The 20,970-nt window shown below is 66.8% G+C and carries 17 protein-coding genes; 13 read left to right on the plus strand and 4 right to left on the minus strand.

What is annotated here, in order from left to right; all coding sequences use genetic code 11:
- Positions 1-33: 33 nt before the first annotated feature.
- The gene (locus NA10_RS13650; protein ID WP_067568010.1) at positions 34-1,629 is read left to right on the plus strand and encodes a GMC oxidoreductase; all 1,596 of its coding nucleotides are present in this window, start codon (positions 34-36) and stop codon (positions 1,627-1,629) included.
- 1 nt (position 1,630) lies between these two features.
- Here the strand turns inward: NA10_RS13650 and NA10_RS13655 are convergent, their stop codons facing one another.
- Positions 1,631-2,644 carry an LLM class flavin-dependent oxidoreductase gene (locus NA10_RS13655; protein WP_067568012.1) on the minus strand — a complete coding sequence of 338 codons (1,014 nt, stop codon included), beginning with the start codon at positions 2,642-2,644 and terminating at the stop codon, positions 1,631-1,633.
- 198 nt (positions 2,645-2,842) lie between these two features.
- On the opposite strand from NA10_RS13655, the gene map reads away from it, so the two are divergent.
- The 3 genes from map to NA10_RS13670 all read left to right on the plus strand — a co-directional run bounded on the left by map (position 2,843) and on the right by NA10_RS13670 (position 6,176).
- A complete protein-coding gene (gene map / locus NA10_RS13660) occupies positions 2,843-3,706 on the plus strand; it encodes a type I methionyl aminopeptidase (protein ID WP_067568120.1) in 864 nt (287 codons plus the stop codon).
- Between the two features lie 127 nt (positions 3,707-3,833).
- On the plus strand, positions 3,834-5,372 hold the full coding sequence (locus NA10_RS13665) for a cobyric acid synthase (protein WP_067568014.1): 1,539 nt from the start codon (positions 3,834-3,836) through the stop codon (positions 5,370-5,372).
- 240 nt (positions 5,373-5,612) lie between these two features.
- The gene (locus tag NA10_RS13670) at positions 5,613-6,176 is read left to right on the plus strand and encodes a hypothetical protein (RefSeq protein ID WP_067568016.1); all 564 of its coding nucleotides are present in this window, start codon (positions 5,613-5,615) and stop codon (positions 6,174-6,176) included.
- Between the two features lie 400 nt (positions 6,177-6,576).
- On the opposite strand, the gene NA10_RS13675 is transcribed toward NA10_RS13670, so the two are convergent.
- Positions 6,577-7,644 carry an alpha/beta hydrolase gene (locus NA10_RS13675; RefSeq protein WP_373862368.1) on the minus strand — a complete coding sequence of 356 codons (1,068 nt, stop codon included), beginning with the start codon at positions 7,642-7,644 and terminating at the stop codon, positions 6,577-6,579.
- Positions 7,645-7,876: 232 nt separating this feature from the next.
- On the opposite strand from NA10_RS13675, the gene mqo reads away from it, so the two are divergent.
- The 8 genes from mqo to NA10_RS13710 all read left to right on the plus strand — a co-directional run bounded on the left by mqo (position 7,877) and on the right by NA10_RS13710 (position 17,687).
- Entirely contained in the window at positions 7,877-9,343 is a 1,467-nt protein-coding gene (mqo, locus tag NA10_RS13680; protein WP_245677191.1) for a malate dehydrogenase (quinone), read from the plus strand.
- A gap of 18 nt (positions 9,344-9,361) precedes the next feature.
- On the plus strand, positions 9,362-9,814 hold the full coding sequence (locus NA10_RS13685) for a GNAT family N-acetyltransferase (protein ID WP_067568020.1): 453 nt from the start codon (positions 9,362-9,364) through the stop codon (positions 9,812-9,814).
- Positions 9,815-10,209: 395 nt separating this feature from the next.
- Positions 10,210-12,369: a magnesium chelatase subunit D family protein gene (locus tag NA10_RS13690; RefSeq protein WP_245677192.1), complete on the plus strand. Its 2,160-nt coding sequence runs from the start codon at positions 10,210-10,212 to the stop codon at positions 12,367-12,369.
- 412 nt (positions 12,370-12,781) lie between these two features.
- Positions 12,782-14,470, plus strand: a complete 1,689-nt coding sequence (locus NA10_RS13695) for an SMI1/KNR4 family protein (protein ID WP_169812575.1) — start codon at positions 12,782-12,784, stop codon at positions 14,468-14,470.
- Between the two features lie 151 nt (positions 14,471-14,621).
- Positions 14,622-14,789 carry a hypothetical protein gene (locus NA10_RS36685; protein WP_157556473.1) on the plus strand — a complete coding sequence of 56 codons (168 nt, stop codon included), beginning with the start codon at positions 14,622-14,624 and terminating at the stop codon, positions 14,787-14,789.
- 100 nt (positions 14,790-14,889) lie between these two features.
- Positions 14,890-15,510: a cob(I)yrinic acid a,c-diamide adenosyltransferase gene (gene cobO, locus NA10_RS13700; RefSeq protein ID WP_067568027.1), complete on the plus strand. Its 621-nt coding sequence runs from the start codon at positions 14,890-14,892 to the stop codon at positions 15,508-15,510.
- Positions 15,511-15,616: 106 nt separating this feature from the next.
- On the plus strand, positions 15,617-17,167 hold the full coding sequence (locus NA10_RS13705) for a cobyrinic acid a,c-diamide synthase CobB (protein ID WP_245677193.1): 1,551 nt from the start codon (positions 15,617-15,619) through the stop codon (positions 17,165-17,167).
- Between the two features lie 136 nt (positions 17,168-17,303).
- A complete protein-coding gene (locus NA10_RS13710; RefSeq protein WP_067568029.1) occupies positions 17,304-17,687 on the plus strand; it encodes a cobalamin biosynthesis protein in 384 nt (127 codons plus the stop codon).
- A 331-nt stretch (positions 17,688-18,018) separates the two neighbouring features.
- On the opposite strand, the gene NA10_RS13715 is transcribed toward NA10_RS13710, so the two are convergent.
- Positions 18,019-19,119: an Rv3169 family protein gene (locus NA10_RS13715; RefSeq protein WP_067568031.1), complete on the minus strand. Its 1,101-nt coding sequence runs from the start codon at positions 19,117-19,119 to the stop codon at positions 18,019-18,021.
- A 17-nt stretch (positions 19,120-19,136) separates the two neighbouring features.
- Entirely contained in the window at positions 19,137-20,270 is a 1,134-nt protein-coding gene (locus tag NA10_RS13720; RefSeq protein WP_067568033.1) for a phosphotransferase family protein, read from the minus strand.
- 299 nt (positions 20,271-20,569) lie between these two features.
- Here NA10_RS13720 and NA10_RS13725 point away from each other — a divergent pair, with 299 nt between their 5' ends.
- A complete protein-coding gene (locus tag NA10_RS13725) occupies positions 20,570-20,965 on the plus strand; it encodes a hypothetical protein (RefSeq protein ID WP_067568035.1) in 396 nt (131 codons plus the stop codon).
- Positions 20,966-20,970 lie beyond the last annotated feature (5 nt).

A 20,970-nucleotide genomic window follows, 5' to 3' on the forward strand; every position in this document is an offset into this window, starting at 1 on the left:
ACAAGCACTCTCCGCCTCTCTCGAAGGTCTCGCATGTCCGTACTCTCGCGCCGCTCCCTGCTGCTCGGAACCGCCGCCGCCGGAGCTGTACTCGCCGGAACCCGAAATAGCCCCGTGCGCAACGGAATAGCCGCGCGCGTCAACAGCATCCCACTCACCCGCGAAGAGCATCGCGTCGTCGTGATCGGCTCCGGCTTCGGCGGCGGCGTCACCGCCCTGCGCCTCGCGCGAGCGGGCGTCCCGGTGCTGGTGCTGGAGCGCGGTATGCGCTGGCCCACCGGCCCCGACGCGGAGACCTTTCCCCGCGCCTCCGCACCCGACAAACGAATGCTCTGGTATCGCTCCAGCCCCGAACTCTTCGGCAAGCCACTGATTTTCGAGCCGTACACGGGATTGGTCGAGGCGGTGCCCGGCGAGAATATGACCGCGCTGTGCGCCGCCGGTCTCGGCGGCGGTTCGCTCATCTACCAGGGCATGTCCCTCCAGCCCTCGGAAGCGGTGTTCAACACCCATCTCCCGGAGCAGTTGGACTGGCAGACCATGAATCGCGTGCACTATCCGCGCGCCACCCGCATGCTCAATCTCGCTGTCGCACCGGATGATCTGATCGCCAGCCCCAATTACGCCGCCGCCCGATACTTCGCCGATCGGGTGCGGCAGGCGGGTCTGCCGCTGTCCAAGATCCCGATGCCCATCGACTGGAACTACGCCCTGGCCGAACTGCGCGGCGAGATGAAACCCTCCTACACCAATGGCGACGGCGCCATGGGCGTGAACAATGGCGGCAAGCATTCGGTGGACGTCACCTATCTCGCCGCCGCCGAAGCCACCGGCCGGGTGACAATCCAGACGCTGCATCAGGTTTCGGAGATCGAACGCGCCGCCGACGGCCGCTGGACGGTTCATGTCGAACAGCTCGACACCTCCGGAACCGTGGTCGCGCAGAAGATCATCACCACCACGGCGCTCGTCATGGCGGCGGGCAGCCTCAACACCACCCGGCTGCTCATGCGCGCGGGCGCGAAGGGGCGGATCCCCGACCTCCCCGATGCGCTCGGACAGGGCTGGGGCACCAATGCCGACCGCATCTACGTCTGGACCGATCCGGCCTCGAATTTCGGTACCGCACAGGGCGGTCCGGTCGTCTACGGCAGTTTGAACTGGGATGACCCGCACAGCGCGCATACCGTCATCCAGGCATCCATTCCGCCGCTGTCGGTGGACCCCAAGAGCACCATGATGGTCGGCTACGGTGTCAGCGACGGTCGCGGCGAATTCCGTTACGACGCGACGACGGACGATGCCCGGCTGCACTGGCCCAGCGACGGCGACAGCTTCATCCAGGACAACCACATCGGCCCCACCACGCGTGAAATCGCCGGTCCCGGAAGCACTCTCCTGGACACCAATGCGGCTTTCCCCTCCACCTGGCATCCGCTCGGCGGTGCGTCCATGGGCGCGGTCTGCGATCTCGAGGGCAGGGTCCTGGGCCAGCGCGGCCTCTACGTCCTCGACGGTGCGCTCATGCCCGGAAACACCGCCGCCTGCAACCCATCCCTGACCATCGCGGCCGTCGTCGAACGCGCGCTCGACGCCCTGGTCGCCCAGGACGTCGGCACGGTGATCTAGATCAGCGGACCTGCGGGGCCACCTTCTCGCCGAGCAGTTCGATATTGCGCAGCACCTTCTCGTGCGGGAGCGTGCCCACGCTGGTATGCAGCATGAAGCGGTCCAGGCCGAGATCATCGCGGACGGCGGCGATCTTGCCCGCCACATAGTCGGGGGTGCCCACGAACAGCGATCCACTCTGCGAGCGCAGGGCCGCGAACTGTTCGCGGGTCATCGGTCCCCACCCGCGTTCGCGCCCGATACCGGACATGGCGCGGGCGTACGGGGCGTAGAAGTCCGCGACCGCCTGCTCATCGGTTTCGGCGACATACCCGTGCGCGTGCACCGCCACCGGTCGCGGTTCATGCCCGCCCTGCTCCAGCGCGCGGTGGTACAGATCCACCAGCGGTTTGAAGCGGGCCGGCTGACCGCCGATGATCGCGATGGCCAGGGGAAGTCCCAAAAGCCCTGCGCGGACTACGGATTCGGGACTGCCGCCGACCGCGATCCAGACCGGCAGCGGCCGGTTCTCGGTGCGCGGATAGACGATGGCATCGGTCAGCGGGGCACGGAATTTGCCCTCCCAGGTGACCGGTCCCTCCTCGCGGATCTTCAGCAGCAGCGCGAGCTTCTCCTCGAAGAGTTCGTCGTAGTCGGCCAGGTCGTAGCCGAACAGCGGGAACGATTCGATGAAGGAGCCGCGGCCCGCCATGAGTTCGGCTCTGCCATTGGACAATCCGTCCAGGGTGGCGAAATCCTGGTACGCCCGTACCGGGTCAGCCGAGCTGAGCACCGTCACCGCGCTGGTGAGCTGAATGCGCTCGGTGCGCGAGGCGATGGCGGCCAGCGCCACGGCGGGGGAGGAGGCGGCGAAATCCTTACGGTGGTGTTCGCCCACGCCATAGACATCGAGACCGGCCTGTTCGGTGACCACGGCCTCCTCGACGACCTGGCGCAGCCGCTCACCCGCGGTCGGCACCGGGCCATCCCCGCCGACGGGATGGGTCTCGGCGAATGTCGTCAGTCCCAGTTCCATGGCTTACGCCACCTTCCAATGTTGTTTCCTTGTCAACTTGTGAGCTTAAACGGACTGCGGTCCGGAAACATTCCAAGCCCCGTGACCGGGGCCGACCCGCGTCTCGCGGCAGGCGTCGCACCGGAGATCGGCCGTCGCTTCACCGGGAAATCCCCGCTGGAGGAGAGCCGTCCGCATCGGGCGGATAGTCTTGTTCCCATGTCAGTGCGCACCCGCCAACCCCTCGTTCCCGGCACGCAGTCGCCCATCCGCGAGGTGCCGAAGTCCATCGAGCGGCCCGAGTACGTCTGGAAGAAAACCGCCAACGAGGGCAGTGAGCCCTGGGTGCAGACCCCGGAGACCATCGAGGCCATGCGCATCGCGAGCAAGCTCGCCGCCCAGGCCCTGGAGGAGGCGGGCAAGGCGGTCGCCCCCGGCGTCACCACCGATGAGCTCGACCGTATCGTGCACGAATACCTGATCGACAATGGCGCGTACCCGTCGACGCTGGGCTACAAGGGCTTCCCCAAGTCCTGCTGCACCTCGCTGAATGAGGTGATCTGCCACGGCATTCCGGATTCCACCGTCATCGAGGACGGCGACATCGTCAATATCGACGTCACCGCCTACATCGGCGGCGTGCACGGCGACACCAATAAGACCTACCTCGCCGGTGATGTCGACGAGGAGGTGCGCCTGCTGGTCGAGCGCACCGAAGAGGCCACCATGCGCGCCATCAAGGCCGTCAAACCCGGCCGCGCGCTCAATGTGATCGGCCGCGTCATCGAGTCCTATGCCAACCGCTTCGACTACGGCGTGGTCCGGGACTTCACCGGCCACGGCGTCGGCCCCACCTTCCACAGCGGCCTGGTGATCCTGCATTACGACCAGCCCGCCGTGGAATCCGAGATCGAAACCGGCATGACCTTCACCATCGAGCCCATGATCAACCTCGGCGGCATCGACTACGAGATCTGGCCTGACGGCTGGACCGTGGTCACCAAGGACCGCAAGTGGACCGCCCAGTTCGAGCACACCCTCGTGGTCAACGAGAACGGTGCGGAAATCCTCACCCTGCCGTGAGTCCGCTGCCGCGCAATGGATCCCGGCCACAAGCACGCCGGGATGACGGGTGGGCGTTCGCGGGGCGCGATGCCGAGCACCTGACGTCATTGCCCGGCCGCACGTGGAATGACGAGGGGAGCGGCCGGTGAAGGGTGCGCTGCTCATCGCGGGCACCACCTCCGACGCGGGGAAAAGCGCTGTGGTGGCTGGGCTTTGCCGCATGCTGGCGCGGCGCGGGGTGAAGGTCGCGCCGTTCAAGGCGCAGAATATGTCGAACAACTCCGTCGTCACCCTGGACGGCGGGGAGATCGGGCGGGCGCAGGCATTGCAGGCGCGCGCCTGCGGGCTGGAGCCGAGCGTGCGGTTCAATCCGGTGCTGTTGAAGCCCGGCAGTGATCGGCGCTCACAGCTTGTGGTGCGCGGCAAGGCGATCGACACCGTGGGAGCCAAGGACTACTTCCGGCATCGGACCGAACTGCGGGCGATCGTGGCCGAGGAATTGGCTTCGCTACGCGCCGAATTCGATGTGGTGATCTGCGAGGGTGCCGGTTCCCCCGCCGAAATCAACCTGCGCGCAACCGATCTGGCGAATATGGGATTGGCCCGCGCCGCAGACCTCCCGGTCCTGCTGGTCGGCGATATCGATCGCGGGGGAGTGCTCGCCCACCTCTTCGGCACCGTCGCGATCCTGGAACCCGAAGACCAGCAACTCATCTCGGGCTTCATTATCAACAAATTCCGTGGCGATGTGGACCTGCTGCGCCCCGGTCTCGACCAGCTCACCGAGCTGACCGGCCGCCCCACTCTGGGCGTGATCCCGTTCGCCGAAGACCTGTGGATCGACGCCGAGGACTCGCTGGGCACCATAGCCGACGCCCCGGTGGGTCGCTCCCGGCCGCCGCTCGGCAAGGACTGGCTGACGGCCGCCGCCATCCGCCTCCCTCGCATCTCCAACTCCACCGATGTCGAGGCCCTCGCCTGCGAGCCGGGCGTCTCGGTCCGCTGGGTCACCGACCCCTCCCGCCTCGCAGGTGCCGACCTGGTGGTCCTGCCCGGTAGTAAATCCACCGTGAGCGACCTGGAATGGTTGCGCCACACCGGAATAGCCGCGGCCCTGCAATCCCGAGCGGCGACCGGCGGCCCGATCCTCGGCATCTGCGGCGGCTACCAGATGCTCGCCCGCACCATCGACGACCGAGTCGAATCCACCGCGGGCACCGTCGACGGCCTGGGCCTACTCGACCTCGAAATCGAATTCGCCGATCCGAAGATCCTGCGCCGCAGCACCGGCCACGCCCCCGGCTATCTCGACCCGGTGGGCTCGGCGGGAATCCCGGTGCACGGCTACGAGATTCATCACGGTCGGGTCCGTTCCACCGGCGACCGGCCGTGGCTGCTGCTCGACGGCGAACCCGAAGGCAGTGTGCGCGGCGCGATCTGGGGCACCCACCTGCACGGCGCACTCGAATCAGACGCCTTCCGGCGCGCCTTCCTCCGCGACGTAGCCACCCACGTCAAGGCCGATTTCGTTGTAGCCGAGGACGTTTCGGTCGACCAGATCCGCACCACCCAACTGGACCTCCTGGCCGACCTCATGGAGAAATACCTCGACCTCCCCACCCTGGAGCGCCTCATTGCCGGCGGCGCACCCACCAACCTGCCCACCCTCACCGTCGGCCGCTGAGCCACGGCACTGCCGCACGAGGATCGGTGTTCAAGACCACGTGTGACTTTCAGCCGTGGGATTGGTGATCACCGACACGCGGGAAGTGCTGTCGGCCAGGCGAATCAGTGGTCTGCGGCACTCGCGCATCCTCGATCCCGGTGAATGGTCCGGCCCGACCGGCCGAATCGGTGACGGCGATCACAGCAATCCCGCCGACACGCGTTCGCGGTATTTGCGCGCCGTGTAGCGTAATCCGATATGGAATCTCGGCAGATCACGGTCGGTGACCGCGTATGGGCCGTGCGGGTCGGCGGCACCGAATCCCGCCATCATGTGCTCCTACTACCCGACGCGGGCGATCCGGCCGACGTATACGACCGGGTCTGTGAGCGTTTGCAGACCTCGGACCTGCGCACCATCGTCATCGAGCCCGCCGCCGGGCTCGACAATGCGGCGGTCTTCGGCATCCTCGACCAACTGAAAGTGCCGTGGGCCAACCTGGTCGGCGCGGGCACCGGTGCGGACCTGGCCTGGCAACTCGCGGCGCGCGGCTTCGGCCGTTTCATGAGCCTCATCGCCGCGGGCAGCGGTCACCCGGCCGCCCCCGCCGCCGACGGCACCATCGCCGACGCCACCTGCCCCCCGGTGGAAATCCCCACCACCCTGCTGGCCACCAAACGCCTCCCGCGCGCGGCCGCTGAAGCCTCCGGCCGCTACGTCTACGGCGAATTCCGCCTGGTCCCGGTCGACGTCGCCGACGTGGCCGCCGAAGCGGGCCACGAACTCGCCACCGAAATAGTCCTCCGCACCAGCTTCTGGTGACCTGGGAGTCCACACAGCCCGTTCAGCTGAACCCCTCGGTCATCCCCGCGTGCCCCTTCGTCATCCCGGCAAGCGAACCCTTCGTCATCCCGGCATGCTTTCGGCCGGGATCCACACGCCGCGGCACCTCAGCTGACCGCGTGGATCCCGGCCAAAAGCGCGTCGGGATGGCGGACCAGGTTCGCGCCGGGAGGCGGACCAGGCTCGTGCCGGGATGGCGGACCAGATTCGTGCCGGGAGGCGGACCAGGCTCGTGCCGGGATGGCGGACCAGATTCGTGCCGGGATGGCGGACCAGGCTCGTGCCGGGATGGCGGACCAGGCTCGTGCCGGGATGGCGGACCAGGCTCGCGTTGGGATGGCGGGGAGTGATACGCGGTGGGGATGACAGCGTTGCGGGGTCAGCGAGCGTCGGTCTCCTGGGCCTTGGCCAGCCATTTCAGCCACGAATCCAGCTCGGCGAAGGCGTGGGCGCGGGGCTGCTCCGAGGACAGGAAGACGTCGTGCCGCGCGCCCTCGATCGGCACGATATTGGTGCGGTCGCCGAGGCATCCGGACCAGCGCTGGATCTGCTTCACATCCAGCACCACATCCGACACGTCCGCGGCCGGGCCGTACTTGGACATGAACCGCGTCACCTTGGAGCGCAGCACCAGCGCGGGCACGCCGATATCCAGTCCGCGATGCACGCGCGCGTGTCCCCGCCGGATCGCCCGCAACCATCCCGCGTGAACGGCGAAGCCGCTCAACGGCTTCCAATCCAGGTTGTAATCCCATTCACCGGACACGCTGTGATGCAGGCTGTCCCCGTACGTCGATACCTTGCCCAGCGGCAGCGCCGCCATGGCGCGCATCCGCCCGATCCCCTGCAACAGCGCGGTGCTCACCGGATTCCGGTAGAACGACGGCCCCTGCAGATCGAACCACGGGCTGTTCAACACCAGCCCCGAAATCCCTTGTGCGCGTGACCCGCCCGCCGCGTTGAGCCGGTTCAGCCACAGCGAGGTGACCAGCCCGCCGGTCGAATGCCCCATGACGATCACCGGCAACCCGGTCTCCTCGCGCATGATCTCCAGCGACCGGTTCAGCTCCACGTCGTACAGCGCGAGATCGCTCACATAGTGCGGCGTCTGCCCGTCCCGCGTCGACCGCCCGCACTTGCGCAGATCCAGGGCGTAGAACGCGATCCCCTGCCCCGCCAGATGCTGGGCGAGATGCTCCTGGAAGAAGTAGTCGGTGAACCCGTGCACATACAGCACGGCACCGGTCGCGACCGGCCGCTGCGCGGGCGTGTACCGGATCAGGGTGGCGAAGGCGTCGCCCTCACCGTCGGGGTCCGGTCCCAGCGGCAGTACCAGCTGCTGATACTCGGATCCCAGCACGTCGGGCTGCCAAACACCCGCGGCCTGGGTCGATGCGGACGTGGTTGCGGTGGATGACGTATCGGTGGATGACGTATCGGAGGTCACCTGGTCAATGTAAACGGCCGAGATGAAGAGTGAGCTTCGAGGCATCTCTCACATTCGGCATTTTCGTTGCCTGATTTCGGCGTGTCCAGGGGCACAATCGAACGTAGGTGAACGACGGGTAACCTAACTCCCGCTGGGTTGCCCTACACAGACAAGGAAGTCGATCAACGCCGTGTCGAACAATGCTGCCACGATTGAAAAGACCGATGTAGTCCTCATCGGCGCAGGCATCATGAGTGCCACCCTCGGCGCACTGCTTCGACAGGTGCAGCCGGACTGGTCGATCTCCGTCTTCGAGCGTCTCGACGCCGCGGCCGCTGAGTCCAGTGATCCCTGGAACAACGCGGGCACCGGCCACTCGGCCCTCTGCGAGCTGAACTACACGCCGCGGGCCGCCGACGGCTCGGTCGAGATCGCCAAGGCGATCGATATCAACGAGCGCTTCCAGGTCTCGCGCCAGTTCTGGTCGTATTCGGTCGAGAACAATGTGCTGGCCAACCCGTCGAACTTCATCAACCCCATCCCGCACGTGAGCTTCACGCATGGCGCGGACGGCGTGGAATACCTGCGCAAGCGTCATGAGGCGCTGTCGCGGCATCCGCTGTTCGAGGGGATGGAGTACATCGCAGACAAGGACGAGTTCTCCCGGCGACTACCGCTGATGGCCAAGGGCCGTGACTTCTCCGATCCGGTCGCGCTGAACTGGACCGACTACGGCACCGATATCGACTTCGGCGAGCTCACCAAGGAACTGCTGGCGTACCTGGGTCGCTCCGGCGGCGATATCGCCTTCGGGCACGAGGTGAAGAACCTCACCAAGCAGTCCGACGGCTCCTGGCTGGTGAAGGTCCGCAATTTGCGCACCGGCAAGTCCCGCGTCATCAACGCCAAGTTCGTGTTCGTCGGCGCGGGCGGCGGCGCGCTGCCGCTGCTGCAGAAGTCGGGCATCAAGGAGATCGCCGGTTTCGGTGGTTTCCCGGTGTCGGGTCTGTTCCTGCGCTGCAAGAACCCGGAGCTGATCGCCCGGCACGAGGCCAAGGTCTACGGCCAGGCTTCGGTCGGCGCGCCGCCGATGTCGGTGCCGCACTTGGACACTCGCGTCATCAATGGTGAGCGCGGCCTGCTGTTCGGCCCGTACGCCGGGTGGACGCCCAAGTTCCTCAAGGACGGCAAGAACACCGACCTGTTCAAGTCGGTCAGGCCGAACAACCTGTTCTCCATGCTCGGCGTCGGTGTCACCGAGATGAGCCTGGTGCAGTATCTGGTCTCCGAACTGCTCAAGTCGCAGAGCGGTCGCGTCGAGGTGATGGAGGAGTTCCTCCCGCGCGCCGAGGGCAAGGACTGGGATCTGATCATCGCCGGTCAGCGCGTGCAGGTGATTCGCCGCAAGGGTGCGGGCGGTGTGCTCGAGCTCGGTACCGCGGTCGTCGCGGCCGAGGACGGCACCATCGCCGGTCTGCTCGGCGCGTCGCCGGGCGCATCGACCTGTGTGAGCGCCATGCTCGATGTGATGAAGCGCTGCTTCCCGAGCGAATTCGCTTCGTGGGAGCCGAAACTCAAGGAGATGGTGCCCTCGCTGGGTGTCAAGCTCTCGGAGAACAAGGCGCTGTTCAACGAGGTCTGGGACTGGTCGCAGAAGGCCCTGCACCTGGATGCCGCCAACACGCCCGAGCATTCCGGGGTCGCATCTCACGCCTAGGTGTGATAGCAACAATCGATGATGTCAACGGTTGCTCTCAAAAGGTCGTGGGCCCAGGATCTGGATACCGCGACGCTGTACAAGCTGTTGAAACTTCGCGTAGAAGTCTTCGTCGTCGAGCAGAAGTGCGCCTACCCGGAACTGGACGGTCTCGACCTCGGCGTCGAGACCCGGCACTTCTGGCTCGATGACGAGGGTGAGGTCATCTGCACCCTGCGTCTGCTCGAAGAGCATGATGATGGCGTGAAGTCCTTCCGCATCGGCCGCCTCTGCACCACCCCGGCGGCCCGCGGACACGGCTACACCACCCGCGTCCTGCAAGCAGCCCTGGCCGAGGCGGGCTCCGGCGCCACCGTCCGCCTCAACGCCCAGACCTACCTGGTCGACATGTACACCAAGCACGGCTTCAAAATCGACGGCGAAGAGTACATCGAAGACGGCATCCCGCACATCCCGATGCGCCGAGGCTGACCGGAAGCACAAGTCCCGCAACCACTCCCGGTTGCGGGACTTTTTCGTGCCGAGTCGACCGCCCTGGACATCCGGCTATCTGGACGCGATGAGACCCCGTCAGTCCGGCATGTTTTCGGCCGGGATCCACCAGCGGCACTTCAGCGGGTTTCGTGGATCCCGGCCAAAGGCGCGCGGGGATGACGGGGTACGCGAGGGTCTATTCGACGTGCATGCGCTGACGCAGGCCCCCTCTCGACGTTTGCCGCCGCCATTACTTGCACGTGCACGCCGGGGCGTCGCGGAGCTGTGGCGGTGGGGTGGGTCGTCGGCGGGCTCGGATTCTGGGCGGTGCTGTTCGGGGTGAGGGCGGGGTCACGGTGGGTGGGGATGCTCGCCCGCATAGAGTTGGGGGCGTGTCCGTCTCCTCTGTGGCTTACTCCGAATCCAAGCGTGCGGCCTCCGATGTCGAGGCCGGGTTTCCGTTCTCGGCGGTGGTGGGGCAGGAGCGGTTGCAGCTGGCGTTGATTCTCTGTGCCGTGCATCCCGGAATCGGCGGGGTGCTGGTGCGAGGCGAGAAGGGGACGGCCAAGTCGACCGTGGTTCGGGCGCTGGCGCAATTGCTGCCCCCGGTGGTGGACGAGAGTGGGGCAAGGCCCGCTCGGCTGGTAGAGCTGCCCGTGGGGGCCACCGAGGACCGGGTGGTGGGGTCGCTCGACCTGGAGCGGGTGCTGCGCGATGGGGAGCAGGCGTTCAAGCCCGGTTTGCTCGCGGCCGCCCACCACGGCGTGCTGTATGTCGACGAAGTGAATCTGCTGCACGACCATCTGGTCGATGTGCTGCTCGATGCCGCCGCCATGGGACGCGTGCATATCGAGCGCGATGGCGTATCGCATTCGCACCCGGCGCGATTCGTGCTCGTGGGGACCATGAACCCGGAGGAGGGCGAGCTCCGCCCCCAGCTGCTGGACCGATTCGGCCTCACCGTGGATGTCGTCGCCTCGCGCGAGGTGGACGTCCGGATGGCCGTGGTGCGCCGCCGCCTCGACTTCGAAGCCGATCCCGCCGGATTCGCCGCCGACTACGCCCCGGCCGATCGTGAAGTGGCGGAACGCATTCTGACCGCGCGCGACCGCATCGCCGATGTCACGCTCGACAATGTGGAGCTGCGCCGCATCGCCGCGCTCTGCGCCACCTTCGATGTGGACGGTATGCGCGCCGACCTGGTCGTCGCCCGCACCGCGACCGCGCACGCCGCCTGGCGCGGCGGCGAGACCGTCACCGAAGCCGATGTGCGCATTGCCGCGGAACTCGCACTGCCGCACCGGCGTAGGCGCGATCCCTTCGATGAACCGGGCATCAGCCAGGAGCAGCTCGACGATGCCATGGCGCAGGCGGCCGAGGAAGCGGCTCGCGCCGGTGACGACCTGGGAAAAGGTGAAGCGGCTCCGCAGGATGATGCGGAGTCGCAGGAATCGAATCCGGACGACGATCCCGACGGTCCCGGTGGTGGCGCGGATACGCTTGCGGGCGAATCGGATTCGTCGCGGGGTGCCGATCGGCAGCACTCAGCGCAGCTGGACGGCGGTGCCCCGGATACCACCGATGACGGCCCATTGGTCGGTCCGCACGACGGCCCTGCGGACAATCGGGATTCGTCCACCCTCGACAGCTCGGCCGGTTCGGACTCGCCGCAGCGTCCAGGCGACCGCGACGGCGACCCGGAGGGCAAGGGCGACAAGCCATCCAAGCGTGAGGGTCGTTCCGCCGCACCCACCCGATCCATCGCCAAGCCTCCACGCTGGGAGGTCCCCGGCGTAGGGGAGGGTGCTCCCGGCCGTCGCTCGCGCGCCCGGACCCGTCAGGGCCGTGTAGTGCGCGCGACGCCCGAGACCGGTACCGGTCTGCACCTGCTCGGCACCATCTTCGCCGCCGCCCCGCACCAGCGGGCCCGCGGTCGCCTGTCCGGGCCGCTCGAATTCGCCCCCGGCGATCTGCGTGGCGCGTATCGCGAAGGGCGAGAAGGCAATCTGGTCGTGTTCGTGGTCGACGCCTCCGGTTCCATGGCCTCCCGCGACCGCCTCTCCGCTGTGACCGGGGCAGTGGTGGCCCTGCTCCGCGACGCCTATCAGCGTCGCGACAAGGTGGCCGTCATCACCGTTCGAGGTCAGGATGCCGAACTGGTTCTGCCCCCGACCTCCTCGGTCGATATCGCCGTCCGCCGCCTCGCCGATATGCGCACCGGTGGCAAAACCCCACTCGCCCAAGGGCTTCTGAAGGCCCGCGAGGTCATCCACCGCGAGCACATTCGCGATCCGCACCGCCGCCCCATGCTCGTCATGCTCACCGACGGCCGTGCCACCGGCGGTCCGGATCCGGTCCCGCGCGCCCGCGCCGCGGCTCGCCTGCTGGCCAATGAATCGGTCACCGCGATGGTCGTCGACTGCGAACGCGGCATGATCCGCCTCGGACTTGCCCGCGACCTGTCCCGAGAACTCCGCGGCGGCTACCTCCAACTGGCGGAGCTGACCGGCGATTCCGTGGCCGGAGTGGTCCGAGCCACCCGCGCCGCCTGATCCGTCGTTCGATCACCGGAAATCGAGCCGGCATCGACCGCGCCCGCGCCGTCGTGATGCCCCGGTGCTGCCTCGGGCGACGCGGGAACTCATGGGGGCGATCGATCGTAGGAATGAGCGTGGATCGGCGGGAGAAGAAGAGACGGCTGTTCGATCGGAGCGATGCCGTGGAGGTGGGAGCCGATCTTGGTACCGAGATCGTTACGGCGGCCGCTCGGGCGTTTGACGACACTGACGGAGCGCGTCAGCGGTCGAAGTAGCCGTCAGCGATTACGGCAAGTCAACTGTAGCGGGGACTGGCAACGGCCCATCACCCCTCGGTTCCGCTGGCGCTTCCCATCCTTGGGGACGGGGATTGCGGCTCGCGCAGCTAATCTCTGCGCACAAAGGTTGCGATGACGGGATGTGTTCGTTGACCGAACTGACCGAGCTCGTAGAGCAGCTCGCGCGGGAGTTCGCCCAGACCGGCGCGACCGCGGGCACGTTGTCTCTCCACCAGAGTCGTTTCGGAAACGGGCTTAGCCAATCCTCGCTGGTCGGTGCGATGGCACCGATGCAGCCGACGAGGACAGGCGACTTGTTGCGCACAGTCCGCGCGGAGCTGGGTGCCGGGATAACCGATGTGCTGCAGATGCGGCTTCGGCTCGCAGGCGATTCCTACGAGTTCCAATATCGCTGTACCTCGGAAACCGACGCCGACCACAGCTGGGACTTCGCCACACAGCTGATACTGGACCCCGACTACCGCTATCCGGGGCACGCACGGCCGACGACCGAGGTCGTAGCTGGCGCACCCGACGACCGGCCCACCGACGCGGACACCCTCGCCGCGTTCGGCGCGATGGTTCGCGAGTATGTCGATCTGTACTCCGAGATCAATGGGAGCGCGCCGGAGTTCGGGGCCGGCTACACCGAACAAGCTATTGCCGCCGCTGAAGCACGTATCGGACTGAGACTGCCCGAAGACCTTCGAGCGTTGTATCGACTCGTGGGCTACGAAGGCGACGACCGAGGACTGCTGGGATTCACACGGCTTTACCGTCTCGACCACGTCGCCGAGGCATACCAGCACGGCGATAACGATCAGCTCCGCCTCAACTGCGGACCGGCAGGAGCAGGGGCATGGGATGACTCGCTGTTCGCCTCGTCGCGGGTGGTGGTCGAAGCGTGGCCGCACGACACTGTACGACGTATCTCACGCAGCCCGTACTGGGTGATCATCGGCAACAGCGACCGCACCGTGTACGCGGTGGACCTCAACCCTGGCCCGTGCGGACAACACGGCCAACTGATCGGATTCGAAACGAGCGGCTGGTATTCAGCCCGCTGCGTGGCCGACTCGGTAAGCCAACTGCTGCAGCGCAGGATCGACTCGCTCCGCGCGGAGGCGAAAGCTGAAGAATCCGAGGATCGTTCGGATTCGGGAGCGACCGCCCCTCAGTATTCCCGACATCTCAGCAGCGCTGACGGTCCTATTGCTAGTCTCGACGACCGCTTCGCCGTGCAGGAACTCGAAATCCTCGACCGCGACTTCGTCGATGCAGACGAGCTCACGGTGTTGCCGATGCTTCGGATACTGACCGTGTGGGGTGTGCGAGCGGCCAACCTGGCGGTGCCGCACGATATCCCCCTCGAACACTTGACGATCAAGGGATCGCGCATCGACCTCGCCCCCCTGGCGGGGCATCCGACGCTGTGGGACGTGCGATTGGGCGGGGCGGAATATCCGGTGCGTATCGGTTCATTGGCGACCGTGAAATCGCTGCAGCGACTGGACATTTCCGGTGTTGACGTAGTCGACTTGGAAGTGTTGGCGGATCTCCCGAATCTTCGTGTGCTAGTGGCGAATTCAAGGCAGTGGCGTGATCTGAGCGCGCAGGATGCCATACCACCGCGGCTTGCCGCTGCGGAACTGACCGATGAGGTCTCATTCGAAACCGAGATCGCCTGGGCCGCCGACCTGGGTGTTCAATCCGAACTGGCAGCACTTCCCGTGATCCGCGGCACTTTGTCGAACGTGCAGCGTGTGCAGGAACCCACCGACCCGGATTCGTATGTCGAGAGCCTAATGAACAGCCTCGAGCAGCAGTTCGAATCTTGAGCTCAGGAATCCTCTTGCATGACATTGGCTTGTCTTCACGTGTGTACTTCTGGATGATTGCCGCTTCCCGGCCTACCGCGGTCCCAGTCGGTGATCGTCTCGTCCCGGGCGACGCGGGAACTCATGGGGGCGATCGATCGTAGGAATGAGCATGGATCGGCGGGAGAAGAAGAGACGGCTGTTCGATCGGAGCGATGCCGTGGAGGTGGGAGCCGATCTCGGTACCGAGATCGTTACGGCGGCCGCTCCGGGTCTGATGCGCGGGTTGTTCGCGGGGATCGGGCGGCTGGTGTCGGCGATCGCGCACGCATGGACCTGAATCGTGCAATACCCGGGCGCGGAGGGCGCGGCCGGCGTATGGCACCGTGGTGGGCGAGTGGCCGGTGGCCGGCCAGCCGGCGGTGAGAGGAGTTCGGTCGATGCCCAAGGGTGTTCCGTTGGCGGAGAGCATTCCCGATGACGGGTTGACCACGCGGCAGCGGCGCAATCAGCCCGTGCTGGCGGTGCATACCGGGCCGGGTAAGGGAAAGTCGACCGCGGCGTTCGGGATGGCGCTGCGGGCGTGGAATCAGGGCTTCGATGTGGCGGTGTTCCAGTTCGTGAAGAGCGCCAAATGGAAAGTGGGGGAGGAGGCCGCCTTCCGCGCCCTGGGCCGGTTGCACGAGGAGACCGGCGCGGGCGGGGCGGTCGAATGGCACAAGATGGGCGAGGGCTGGTCCTGGACCCGCAAGCAGGGCTCCGATGAGGATCATGCCGCCGCGGCACTGGCCGGATGGCAGGAGATCAAACGGCGCATCGAGGCCGAACAGCACCGATTCTACGTGCTCGACGAGTTCACCTACCCGCTCAAATGGGGCTGGGTGGATGTGGACGAGGTCGTCCGGACCCTGCGCGATCGGCCCGGCAACCAGCACGTCGTGATAACCGGACGTGATGCCCCGCAGGCACTGATGGACGCCGCCGATCTCGTCACCGAGATGACCAAGGTCAAGCACCCGATGGACGCGGGCCGTAAGGGCCAGCGCGGCATCGAATGGTGAGCTCGGGCCACTCGGCGGGATTGATGGGCCCCGGACCCCTCGGCATGCGGGGGTACGCGGTGACCGCGCCCTCGTGCCGAAACACCGCTCATGCCGGAGGCAGCCGGTGAGTGTGCCGGCCGTGGTGATCGCCGCACCTGCCTCGGGTAGCGGAAAGACCACTCTCGCAACCGGATTGATCGGTGCGCTACGGCGCGCCGGACATCGGGTCGCACCGTTCAAGGTGGGCCCCGACTATATCGATCCGGGCTATCACGGCCTGGCCGCCGGACGCCCCGGCCGCAATCTGGATCCGGTGCTCTGCGGCCCCGAACGCGTTGTCCCGCTGTACCGTCACGGCAGCGCCGACTGCGATATCGCCGTGGTCGAAGGCGTCATGGGCCTGTTCGACGGCCGCATCAACGACAACAACGCCGACCCCATCGCCGAGGGTTCCACCGCCCAGATCGCCGCCATGCTCGGCGCCCCGGTAATCCTGGTCGTCGACGCCCGCGGCCACAGCCAGAGCCTGGCCGCCCTCCTCCACGGGTTCGCCACCTACGACAGCGGAATCCGTTTGGGCGGAGTCATTCTCAACCGCGTAGGCAGCGAACGCCACGAACAGGTCCTGCGCGCCGCCTGCGCCCGAGTCGGCCTCCCCGTCCTGGGCGCCCTCCCGCGCCTGGCCGAACTAGCGGTCCCGTCAAGACATCTCGGCCTGATCCCCGCGGTTGAGCACGGCTCCGCCGCCCACTCCGCCGTGGACGCCATGACGGATCTCGTCGCCGCCCACATAGACCTCCCCGCCGTGGTCGCCCTGGCCGGCTCCCGAACCTCCGGTCCGGCTTGGGATCCGCGCGCCGAACTGCGCGAGGCCGCCGAACTCGGAGTTGTCGCCGGACTCACCGTCGTCACGCAGATCGGCGGCACCGCTGAATCAGGCACTGGCGTAGGCAGTTTCGTCGATATTCCGGAACCGAGCACGGGCGGCGATATCGCGGAGGCCGCGCCGACGAATGTCACCGAAGGTGTATCAGCCGAGCGAAGCGATGGCCCGGTGATCGCCGTGGCAGGCGGCGCAGCCTTCACCTTCGGCTACGCCGAGCACCGCGAACTCCTGGAGGCCGGAGGAGCCCGGGTGGTGGTCTTCGACCCCGCCCGCGACGAACTCCCCACCGGCACAGCGGGTCTCGTCATTCCCGGCGGCTTCCCCGAGGAGCACGCCGCCGATCTCGCCGCGAATACCCCACTGCTGGCGGCAATCGCCGACCAGGCGAGCCGGGGCCTGCCCATCCACGCCGAATGCGCGGGCCTGCTCTACCTGACCCGCTCCCTCGACGGCCACCGCATGGCCGGAGTGATCGAGGTGGATGCCGAGTTCGGTCCCCGCCTCACCCTCGGCTACCGAGATGCCGTGGCCCTCACCGACTCTCCCCTCTGGAAAGCGGGCGAACGAGTCCGAGGCCACGAATTCCACCGCACCCGCCTGGCCACCCCACCCACCACCCCGGCCGCCTGGGCCTGGCGTGCCCCCTCCGGCGAAACAGTCCGCGAAGGCGCAACCCTCCACAACGTCCACGCCTCCTACCTCCACACCCACCCCGCCGGAAACCCCACCGCCATAGCCCGCTTCGTCACCGCCGCGAAAACCTTCGCCAGCACCCGCACTCCGGCATGACCCGCTCCAACCGGCTGCCCGACGCACCGTGCGCTGTCGCCGCCATCGACCCCGAACGACCATCCGGGCGCGAATTCCGCTCCCGCCCAGAGAGTGTTGACACGGAGCCGGACCGAGGGTCGCCGGGCGTGAGCGCATGACATCCCGCGACCTCCCACCCGGCCCCTACGCGGTGGGGATCGGGCTGCGCGCGGGAGTGGAAGCCGCCATCATCGCCGCTGCTGTCCGAGAATGCCTGGGCGATTTGAAGATCGCATGCCTGGCAACGGTCGATCGTCGCGCGGATGAGCCGGGGCTCGTAGGCGCGGCGCAACTGCTCGGAGTGCCGGTCGTGGTATTCCCCGCCGATCAGCTGGCCCAGGTCGCGGTGCCGAATCCCTCGGCCCGTACCGCTGAGGCACTCGGCACGCCCAGCGTCGCGGAGGCCGCCGCCCTCTTGGCCTCGCAGGGCGGCGAACTGGCCGTGCCGAAAACCGTTATCAGCGGAATTACCCTGGCCGCCGCATTGATTCGCGATTGATCCCGAAGCCGTCGCCGTGATGGGCCATCTCACCAGACTGAGCCGCTAGTGATTCCAACCGTCACCCCGGCATGCTTTTGGCCGGGATCCACACAGGCTGTGCTCGAGTATGTTTCGGCGGATCCCGGCCAAGAACCGCAGTATCACCGGCTCATGCCGCGATGGTCGGCGGCTGGCACTTGATGTCCAGGTGCCTTCGCGTCGCGATCCCGGGTGCCCGTGCGGCCTCGGCGGGAAATGGGTCCGCCGCGCTCGCCGACTGGTTGGGGTATCGGCGGGCGCGGCGGGGGAGCGGGTCACGCGCGGGTGGCTCGCTCGATTCGGAGTGGGGTCAGGGGGCTACCGAACCCCAGTCGGCGAAGCCGGTGGGGTCGTGGCGGCCGAGGGAGCCGTGTTCGAACAGGCCCCAGCCCTCGGCGTCGCCGCAGCGGGCTTTGCCGACGTGGTCGATGACGCCGAAGGGGATGCGGCCCGCGTGGGCGGGATCGGTGAGGTTGTAGACCTTGCTTTCGGACCAGTCGCGGCCCTTCCACTGGCCGTGCTGCCAGTCCGGGTCGCCGCCGTAACCCGCGCCGACGTGCAGGGCGATGAAGGTGCCCGCTTCGACCTCCACCTCCAGGGGCTTACCGTCGGGGGTGGTGAGTTCCAGGCGCAGCGCGGTGGGGATGCGGGTGCCGGACTTGTAGGTGAGATGCACTCGCGGCCAACCCAATTGCTCGATGCGCCCGTCATGCCAAATGCGGGTGGCGTCGTTGAGGGTGCGGAAGCCGTTGGGCTCCTCCTGCACGATGACGATGATCGAGAAGTCGTCGAAGCGCAGCGGCACGTACAGCCACCAGAAGCCCTCGGAGGGTTCGGATGCCCCGCGTCCCGGCGGATCGGATTCCCCGACCGGGCGGATACCCCAGGACCGGTCTCGCGTCCCCATCCAGCTCGACGGATCGACGGTGAAGTCGGTGCCGTCCACATGCAGTGTGCCGGACCAGGATCCGACCTGCGCGAAGCGCTGCGCCTCGATCATCGCCTTGTTCATGCCGGTGATGATGGTGTGCGCCTCCTCCTGCACGACCGGGAACGAACCCTCCCAGGTCATATCGAAGGACAGATCGTCGTGCTCGCAGATCACCCGCAGCTTGCGCAGCGGCTCGATCACCTCGATGCGGTAACCGCCGACCGCGAGATCCAGCCCGCGCTGTTCCAGCGCATCGGAGAATCGCACAGCGTGCTGGATATCCCCGCGCCGCACGGTGGCGAACGCATCGGTCACACCGAGATTCGGGTACACGCCGAACCCGGTGACCAGCATCAGATCACCGCCGGTGTCGATGGCGTTGTAATAGCTGCGGTCGTAGAAGTTCTTGTCGCTGCTGGCAACTCGCGCCATCGGCTGCGGAGTCTGGTGGATCGGGTATTCGTCCAGAGGACCGATCATGGGTCGCATTTGATCTCTCAATCCCAGGCGTAGGTGCCGTCGAGGAGCGCCTCGAGCAGTTTGCGGTGCATGACGTAGTCGTCGCGGTCGGCGGTATCGGTGTCCTCGCCGAAATGGATCATGCGGCGCTTGATGCGGGCCATGACGATGCCGTGCCGCAGTGCCGCGTAGGTGAGATACCAGTCCAGATCCCGCACGGTATGCCCGGTGTACTCCTGGTACAGCTTCTCGATATCGCTGCGGCGCAGGAAGTCCGGGAGTCCGGGCTGATCGAACTGGGTGGCGATATCCTGGAAGAACCGGTGAATCAGGATGGGCCAGGCCACATCCAGCTCGCGCGGCCCGATGGCGGCCATCTCCCAGTCCAGCACCGCGGCGGTCTCACCGGTATCCTCGGAGAACATGATGTTGCCCGGTCGCGCGTCTCCCCAGCTGAGCACATCCGGTCCGGAGTCGCCCGGCCAGTTCTGCTCCAGATACTCGAAGGCGCGCTCCAGCAGCGGGATTCGGAATCCGTCATTGGCCAGCGCCCAGTTGTACCACCGCTTCTGCGCCTCGAAGTGCCGGCGCAGCGCCGACCCCTCGCCGTGCAGCATGGGGAACTTCTCCTCGGGATTCTCGATCCCGTGCACCTTGGCGATGGCCTCGACCGTCTTGCGGGTGATCTCCAACCGCTCCTCGGGGGTGGAGTCGAAGACCCAGCCGAAGAACACGTACGGCGGATTATCTTCCGCCACACGGCCGTTCACCCGTCGCATGACGAAGAACGGCGAGCCGAGGATGGCGGCGTCGCTCTCCATCCAGCACAGCGGCGGCACCGGAATATCGGTGGCCTCGGCGACCCCGGCCATGACGGCGTATTGGGTCTCCAGGTCGTAGTTCTCGAAGACCGGGAAGGCGCTCTGCTCCGGCGGCATCCTGGCCACGAAGGAGCCGCCCGCGGCTTCGCCGTCCTTGGTCCACTCGGCCTCGAACAGCAGTGTGGTGCTGGACATGCCACCCGCCTGCGGTTTGGTCAGCGACGTCACGCGCGGCGCGTCATCGGCGTCGACCTTGGTGGCGAGCCACGCCGCCAGCTGCTCCGCGAGTTGATCATTGTCCCGGTCCGAGACGGTGAGTTCCCATCTCTGGTTGGGGTCCTCGGCCGACATTCATTTCCTCCTGCAGTGGAAAGACAGGCGTGCCAGCGCGGGTCCGGGCCGGTGGGCTCGTTTGTGACGCGATTAACACGGTGTTCCGAAATGTAACGTGTTCCAGGCCGACTGTGCAGGGGTTCGGCGTGCGAGTACCGGTGAATGGGATGTGTCTCGACGCTGAATCTGGTAAGTCGCTAGTGCTGGCACGTAGTCCTGAAGGCGTACCTCGCTCCCGCACCGCAGGGGTAAACCCGGAGCGGGAAACGCGACCTCGGGTTCTTCCGGAACGGCGCCCGCGATTCCTACGCTCGGAAGTGAGTGATTCCGAACTCTTCGGCGTCTGGAATGTCACGGAGGTCACCCGCGACGGCCAGTCGGTGCCACCGCTGCTCACCGATGAGACCCGTTGGCGGCGCGTCATTTTCGACAATCCGCAGTACGCCGAGTGCCAGAGTATGAATGACAGCCTGACCTTGGTGCTGACCGAATACGACACCGGCGCACACCATCTCACCATGAGCGCGCCCACCGGCACGGACCCGCGCGCGACATCCACCTACGAGCGCCCCGCGCAGGACCGCCTGATCCTGACCGGTGAACTCGACGGCCATCCGGTGACCATGACCCTCACCCTGGTGGACGCCGATCGAATGCCGGTGCGGCAGGGCGGATTACACCTCATCCAGGATGAACCCGACGGTGTGCGGTAACCGGT

The sequence above is a fragment of the Nocardia acidivorans NBRC 108247 genome (genome assembly GCF_001625085.1).
In the GTDB taxonomy this organism is placed as follows: domain Bacteria; phylum Actinomycetota; class Actinomycetes; order Mycobacteriales; family Mycobacteriaceae; genus Nocardia; species Nocardia acidivorans.